Source organism: Nostocoides japonicum T1-X7 (assembly GCF_001046855.1).
GTDB lineage: Bacteria > Actinomycetota > Actinomycetes > Actinomycetales > Dermatophilaceae > Nostocoides > Nostocoides japonicum.
The window spans coordinates 3,753,221-3,759,640 of sequence record NZ_HF570958.1; the positions used below are offsets into that span (position 1 = coordinate 3,753,221).

At 72.2% G+C, this 6,420-nt stretch carries 6 protein-coding genes and 1 pseudogene; 2 read left to right on the top strand and 5 right to left on the bottom strand.

The genetic code is table 11. The features are described 5' to 3' along the window. Nucleotides 1-473: 473 nt before the first annotated feature. From BN12_RS17055 to BN12_RS17080, 5 genes and pseudogenes are all read right to left on the bottom strand, one after another. Nucleotides 474-1,898 (bottom strand): sialidase family protein, encoded by a 1,425-nt coding sequence (locus BN12_RS17055; protein WP_048554332.1) that lies wholly within the window; start codon nt 1,896-1,898, stop codon nt 474-476. Beyond that, complete coding sequence (locus tag BN12_RS17060) at nt 1,895-2,395, bottom strand: RNA polymerase sigma factor (RefSeq protein ID WP_048554333.1); 501 nt, start codon at nt 2,393-2,395, stop codon at nt 1,895-1,897. The genes BN12_RS17055 and BN12_RS17060 overlap by 4 nt, the downstream gene beginning before the upstream one ends. 235 nt (nt 2,396-2,630) lie before the next feature. After that, nucleotides 2,631-3,911: pseudogene (locus BN12_RS26255) on the bottom strand (PepSY-associated TM helix domain-containing protein). After that, nucleotides 3,908-4,321 carry a hypothetical protein gene (locus BN12_RS17075; RefSeq protein WP_048554336.1) on the bottom strand — a complete coding sequence of 138 codons (414 nt, stop codon included), beginning with the start codon at nt 4,319-4,321 and terminating at the stop codon, nt 3,908-3,910. The pseudogene BN12_RS26255 and the gene BN12_RS17075 overlap by 4 nt, the downstream one beginning before the upstream one ends. A gap of 196 nt (nt 4,322-4,517) precedes the next feature. Beyond that, nucleotides 4,518-4,919, bottom strand: a complete 402-nt coding sequence (locus BN12_RS17080) for a cobalamin B12-binding domain-containing protein (protein WP_048554337.1) — start codon at nt 4,917-4,919, stop codon at nt 4,518-4,520. A gap of 77 nt (nt 4,920-4,996) precedes the next feature. On the opposite strand from BN12_RS17080, the gene BN12_RS17085 reads away from it, so the two are divergent. Both BN12_RS17085 and BN12_RS25325 read left to right on the top strand, forming a co-directional pair. Then, on the top strand, nt 4,997-6,025 hold the full coding sequence (locus BN12_RS17085) for a lipase family alpha/beta hydrolase (protein WP_235432446.1): 1,029 nt from the start codon (nt 4,997-4,999) through the stop codon (nt 6,023-6,025). A gap of 201 nt (nt 6,026-6,226) precedes the next feature. Further along, nucleotides 6,227-6,420 (top strand): hypothetical protein (locus BN12_RS25325; RefSeq protein ID WP_048554344.1); only part of this gene is annotated, 194 nt, incomplete at its 3' end.

Genomic DNA, 6,420 nt, shown 5'->3' on the forward strand with positions numbered 1-6,420 from the left:
AGGCTCCAGGCTTACGACGCCGCGTCACCAGATACCTCGATCCAGCCGACGCCCTGGGAGTCGAGGTAGCTCGACCCCTCCGGAAGGTCACCAGTTACCTCGACCCGGGAGGGTCTGGCGCGGTCGAGGTATGTGGTGATCCTCCGGAGGGGCCTCGATACCTCGACCCCGGGAGGGTCCGGCGCGGTCGAGGTATGTGGTGATCCTCCGGAGGGGCCTCGATACCTCGACTCCGCAGGAGCCCCGTGCAATCGAGGTACGCGGTGACGAGCCGAGTGGGTCCCGATACCTCGACCCCGGGAGGGTCCGGCGCGGTCGAGGTATGTGGTGATCCTCCGGAGGGGCCTCGATACCTCGACTCCGCGATGGTCCGGCGCGGTCGAGGTATGTGGTGATCCTCCGGAGGGGCCGTCATACCTCGACCCCGGGAGGGTCCGGAGCGGTCGAGGTACCTGGTTCCCGACCGACCGCGATCAGCCGCCGGCGACGCGCAACTGCCGCCAGTGCTCACCGTTGTCGCTGCTGACCCAGAACCCGGAGGCGCCACCCGCGGGAACGGCATACAGGGTCCGTCCACCGGGGGCACCGACCCAGGCCCAGCCCGTCGCCGGGGTGGGTGGCGGCGCCGCGGGGGTATGCCACGTCCGGCCGCCGTCGGAGCTGACCCGCATCGAACCCTTGAGCGCATCCGAGCCACCGGACACGGCGACGAGGTGGGTGGCGTCGGAGGCGGCATACGACGTCGTGCCGGCGTTGACGAGGGTCAGCGCGTCCGTCGATACGGGGTTCCACGTGGCGCCGGCGTCGGTGCTCACCGCGACGTGATACCCCGTCGTGCCGGCCGCGCCATCGGACGGGCAGACGGCGAAGATCGCGTCCCCGGCCGCAGGCGCGACGAGGGACACCGGGCCCGGGACCTCGCCCTCGCACGTCGAGGCGACCTTGGCGACGGACGGGACGACCCGCCACGGCGTCGTCGCGAGGCGCTCCGCGATCGGCGACACGAAGGCCGCGCCCTGGTGGTAGGCGACGTCCGCCGAGAGGACGGTGCCGTCGGCGAGTCCCGTCGCCGGCGTCGAGGGCTTCCACGCGGCGGTCGAGGACACGTCGACGCTGACCTTCCCGGCGCAGGACAGCCTCGTGCAGTCACCGTCCGACGTCGACGCGACGACCGTCTTGCCGTCGGTCTCGAGATCGATGACGGCCCGCCCGGAATGCTTGACGTCGGTCCAGTGACGTCCGCCGTCCGTCGTCATCTTCAGGGCTCCGCCGAAGACCCATCCGACCTGGGGGCTGGCGAACCGGACCTCGCGCAGCGAGTCGTCGGTGCCGACCGCGCCGCCCGTCGCCTCGGACGCGACGTCGTTCTCGGGGAAGCTCGAGACGAGCCGCCACGTCGACCCGTCGTCGGTCGAGCGGGCGAGCGCCGGGCACGGCGTGCCGATCGAGCCACACGTCGTCAGCCCGAGCGCGTAGAGCGTCCCGCCGCCCACGTTGCTCAGGGACACGACCCGGAAGTTCGCCGGGACCGCGATGGTCGTCTGCGGCGGCGTGTGCGTCCGACTCGAGCCGGAGGTCGTCGACGGCGAGGTGGACCGGGCCGGGGTCTGGGACGCGCTCGACGGGGTCGGAGTCCTCGGGTGGGTCGTCTGCGAGGTGGCCGTCGCAGGAAGGCTCTGGTCCGTGTCCGGCGTCCCGGGGCGCAGCGCCCAGGTGACACCGCCGCCGACGATGACGACCGCGGCGGCCGCGGTCATCGCATACCGCATGCGCCGGCCCCGCTTCTCGCGTCGTGCCTCGAGGACGAGAGAGCTCCAGTGGCCCTCGTCGGCCGGCAGGGGACGGACCTGCGCGCGCTCCCTGGCGAAGAACTCCTCCACCGGATCGTCGGGACTCATCGGGCATCCTCCAGCAGGGTGGCGAGCCGGCCGCGGGCGTCCCAGAGGTCACGTTTGATCGTGCCTTCGGACTTGCCCATCTGGGTGGCGACCTGGGCGACGGTGAGGTCAGCGAAGTAGTGGAGCATGACGGGGACCCGAAGCCGGTCGGGGAGGGTGAGGACGGCTTCGCGGACGGTGAGGTGGGTCACGACGTCCTGTGGCTGAGCGACGTCCTCGGTGAGCCCGACACGCTGGTATGCCGCGTGCTCCCGGCCGCGCTTGCGCCAGTGGTCGCGGATGATGTTGGCGGCCGTCGCGTAGAGCCACGACCGTGGCTCGTTCACCTCACCCCAGTGGCGCAGCAGGCGCAGGAACGTCTCCGTCGCGACGTCGTGACCGAGGTCGGGATCGCCGATGAGACGGGTGGACCAGCCGGCCAGCATGCCGTAGTGGGCCAGGTAGACCTCCCGCACGGCCAGCTCGTCGGCGCGGCCGGATGCCGCGGCGGCGGACATCCATCCTCCCTCCCGTCGAGCGGCCCAGGGATGGGTCATCGTGGTCACGGACTCTCTGACGCCACAGCCTGCCATCAGGTTGTCCCCCACTGCTCGACGAGCGGTTCGCGGCGGGTCGCGACCGTCCCGGGACCCGACTCGGCCCGCACGCTCCTGGCGCTCTGCCACCCGATCGGGGCCTGTGCACCACGGACCTGTCCACCACGACGGCCCTGCGGGGAGCCGCCGAGAGTCGTCAGCGCGCCAGCTCGGGATCCTTCTCCGGGTCCTCGCGCAGCTCCTCGGCGAGAGCGAGCGGCATGACGGGGGCCAGCTCGCCGGCTCGCACGGCGGCGCGGCGGCGGCGACGCGAGGACCACCGGACGAGCCACGTCGACACCCCGGTCACGGCGAGCAGGAGCGGTGAGAGGGCGAAGACGAGCCACACGAGGCGCCACCAGCCGCCCACGATGTAGCCCGCGTGGACGGGGTAGCTGAAGTTGTCCCACAGGTCCTGGGCCCGCGACTGGTCGGCGGCACCGTAGAAGTCGTGGGCCTTGCCGGTATGCCGGTCGACGGAGACGCCGAGGTCGCCGGGGTAGTCGGTCTCCGCATACGGGTCGTAGCCGTTCTGGAAGTACATGTAGTACGACGACGTCGCGTCGTCCTTGGTGGGGACGGTGACGGCGACCATCCGCAGCGACGGGTGGAGGGTCTGGGCGGTCGCGACGGCTCGCTCGATCGACACGTCGGGCGTTCCCTTCGGCGCCTCGGCGGAGACGGCGTCGGGGAGGTGCTGCTCGGTGCCGGGGGTCACCGCATACCAGGCCTTCTCCATGAACCCGAACTCGAAGCCGGCCGCGGTGATGGCCCAGACGAGCAGGAAGGGGATGACGATCATCCCGGAGACCTTGTGCAGGTCAGTGTCGCGGGAGAAGCGGCCCCGGCGCCATCGGACGCTCATCGACGACCGCCACCGGGAGGGGCGCGGGAATCACAGCCAGATCCCGGTGAGGCACAGGTAGAGGAGGATGAGCCCGAAGAGGCCGAGGACGAGCCCACCCCACGTGACGTTCGATCCCTCGAAGCCGAGCCACGCCGAGTGTGGGATCTCCGCGGCGAGGAAGGGGACGTACCCCGGGTAGTCCTCGCAGGCGAACCCGCACTCGTGGAGGTTGTCGAGGAAGCCCATCCAGGCCGGCGGGGCGTGCACCTCGCCGAGGATCTTTCCCGTCGCGGGGTCGACCGTCCAGCTCGTCGTGAAGTCGGTGACCCGGTAGATCCCGTGCTCGGCGATGACGCTCTCGGCGTCGAAGTCCGGGTGCGCGGCGAGGACGGTGTCGCGCGCCTGGACGAGCGACGTCGCGGCGGGCCGGCCGCTCGCGGCATAGGCGTCGTGGTCCAGGGCCCGCTGGAGCTCGGGGCGGTAGAGGAGGATCGCGCCCGACGTCGTGATCGCGAGGAGCACGAGCCCGAGGGCGAGGGAGAGCCATCGGTGGCTCACGATCATGAACCGCCGGAGCGGACGCCGCTTCATCGCGCCACGCCCAGGACGAGCGAGACGAGGCTGTATGCCGCGATGACGGCGACGAGGGTCGCGAGCCCCGCGTAGGGGAGCCGGGCCGGGTGCCGCAGCTGCCACAGTCGCCGGGCCCCGGCCGCCGACGTCACGGCGCCGAGGACCTGCAGGAGGACGCCGACGGGGCCGAGGACGATGCCGACGGCTCCGAGGACGGGGGCGACGACATAGGTGAGGACGCAGCGCAGCGCCGAGACGTAGAGCCCGACGTGCACGGCGGACATCGCCTCCGGTGCCGCCATCCGCTCGTGGGTCTTCGAGGTGTCGCCGGCCGCGACCGCGTCGAGGGCACGGGAAGCCTCGACGGCTGGGGAGGCGGGGACCGAGCGGAGGTGCGGGGCGGGAGAGGCCGCCCGATCGCCTGTCATGAGAGGTTAGGCTAACCTAATGTCTGCTCCCTCGCTCGGCCGGCACACCGAAGGGGGAGCGCACCCAGACGTCGAGTGGGTGTGTCGGGCTCCACGGGGCCCGGCGCACCCACTCGACCGGCGGGGGCGTGGTGCACAGACCCCGATCGGGTGCCAGACCGCCAGGTGAGGGGTCAGGCGGGGACGATGGCAGGGGTCAGGCGGGGACGACGGCCGAGCGCACCCAGTCGACGATCTCGCTCGTCGTCGCCCCCGGCGTGAAGATCTTGGCGACGCCCATCCGCTCGAGCTCGGGGAGGTCCTCGTCGGGCACGATGCCTCCGCCGAAGACGACGATGTCGCTCGCGTCGCGCTCCTTGAGCAGCTCGATGACCCGCGCGAAGAGGGTCATGTGCGCGCCCGAGAGGACGGACAGGCCGACGGCGTCGGCGTCCTCCTGGATCGCCGCCTCGACGATCTGCTCCGGGGTCTGGTGCAGTCCGGTGTAGACGACCTCCATGCCGGCGTCGCGCAGCGCCCGGGCGACGACCTTGGCACCGCGGTCGTGCCCGTCGAGGCCAGGTTTCGCGACGACGACGCGCAACGGTGAGTCGGCCATACCTCGCATCGTAGCCCGGGGTGTCACAGCCGATTCCGACCGTAGGACGAGTGCGCCGACGTTACCTTGATCGGACGATGTCCATCAGCCGGTCCATCACGCAGTCCGTCCTGCGCCGGGCACCGCAGCCCGCACCGGAGGAGCCGGCCACCGACGGCCCGCCGCCCGTGGACGGCACCCGGGTGCCCGCATACCTGCTCGCGATGAGCCGCTCGGCCCGCCGCCGGGGCGCCGAGACCGGCCGCGCCGCACGGGACCTCGCGACGGACGGGCTGCGCGTCGTCACCTCGCCGACCGTCCTCGCCGGGGTGGCGGCGGAGAGCGCGTGGGTGGCCGCTCACGTCCTCACCTACCCGGCGGGACTGCTCGACGACCGCGAGCGGGAGGGCCGCGACGGATACCGCATCGAGCACCTGCCACCGAGCCGGCGCGGCCTTCTCGTCTCGGACGTCGAGGCGGCGGGCACGCCGATCCTGCTCGTCCACGGCCTGGTCGACAACCGCTCCGTCTTCACCGTCATGCGCCGCGGGCTCGCACGCCGGGGCTTCGGCCACGTCATGACGATGAACTACTCCCCCCTCGCCGACGACGTCCGCGTCATCGCCGACCGGCTCGGACGGCACGTCGAGCGGCTCGTCGAGAGGACGGGCTACGAGAGGGTGCACATCGTCGGCCACAGTCTCGGAGGGCTCGCGGCGCGCTACTACGTCACCCGGCTCTGCGGCGACGAGCGCGTCCACACCGTCGTCACGCTCGGCACCCCCCACGAGGGGTCCGTTCTCGCGTATGCGTGGCCCGGCCGGCTGGGCCGGCAGCTGCGGCCGGGCAGCTCCCTCCTGCGCGAGCTCGCGGAGCCGGGGCCCGAATGCCGCACCCGCTTCGTGGCCTACTGGTCCGATCTCGACCAGCTCGTCCTGCCGCACCGGAGCGCTGCTCTGACCCATCCGGACCTCGACGTGACCAACGTCGCACTCCATGCCGTCGGACACCTCTCGCTCCCCGTCGTGGGCGCCGTCGTCCACGGGATCTCGACGACGCTCGCCCATCTCGACACCGCTGGTGGCACGGTCGTTCCGGGCGTCTCGCCGCTCGCCGGGCGGGTCTGACGCGCGCCGTGCGGCAAGTCCGCGAGCGCCGTCACGGGTCCCGGCGGGGGTCGGGCTCGACCCGGACCGGTCGTCCACAGGGCGCGTCACGAGTTTTGCATCACGAAAAGGTCACGGTAGGGTCCGTGACCAGTGCCAGCGCCGGTCTGCCAGCCGGTCGCGTCGACGGCACGCGTTGTGTCCCCTGCACACGAGGTCCCCGTGAACACGCACCCCTATGCCGGACGTCACCGTGCGGCGAAGGCGTTCCTGCGCCGCCCGGCCGCCCTGACGAGCGGGTTCGTCCTGCCCGCATCGGCCGCGGTGGCCCTGCTCATCACGGCCACGGGTGCCTCCGTCGCCGAGTCGCGTGACGCCGCCGCACCGGTCCGGGCCGGAGCGGCGGCGAGCGACGT